Genomic DNA, 622 nt, shown 5'->3' on the forward strand with positions numbered 1-622 from the left:
GCCGGGGTGGGGGTGCGGGTGGCCTGGCGGGTGCGGTGGGAGTGGCGCAGGGCGTCGGCGGTGAAGACCATCAGGGCCAGCCACACCAGCGCGAAGCCGGCCAGCCGGACCGCGGGCATCGGCTCGTGGAAGATCAGCACGCCGCAGCCGAGCTGGAGGATCGGGGCCAGATATTGCAGCATGCCGACAGTGGACAGCGGCAGCCGGCTCGCCGCCCCGGCGAACAGCAGCAGCGGGATCGCGGTGGCGGCGCCGGCCAGCACCAGCAGCGCGGTGTGCCCGGCCGAGGCGTGCCCGAACGTCGAGTCGCCGCGCGCCGACAGCCAGCCCAGGTACGCCAGCGCGGGCAGCGCCAGCACCGCCGACTCCACGAACAGCCCTTCCGTGGCGGGCAGCGCGAGGCGCTTCTTGACCAGGCCGTACCCGGCGAAGCTGAACGCCAGGGTGAGCGCCAGCCAGGGCAGCCGGCCGTAGTCGATGGCGAGCACCGCCACCGCGAGCCCGCCGACGCCGAGCGCCGCCCACTGCGCCGGTCGCAGCCGTTCGCGCAGCAGGAAGACGCCGAACAGCACCGACACCAGCGGGTTGATGAAGTACCCGAGCGCCGTCTCCACCACCCGGT

1 protein-coding gene is annotated in these 622 nt (G+C 74.1%); it reads right to left on the reverse strand.

Annotated features, from left to right (window positions below; genetic code table 11):
* On the reverse strand, positions 1 to 622 hold a 622-nt coding region (locus BAW75_RS10345), incomplete at both ends, for an EamA family transporter (protein ID WP_104113425.1).

It is taken from the genome of Micromonospora chalcea (assembly GCF_002926165.1).
Lineage (GTDB): Bacteria > Actinomycetota > Actinomycetes > Mycobacteriales > Micromonosporaceae > Micromonospora > Micromonospora chalcea.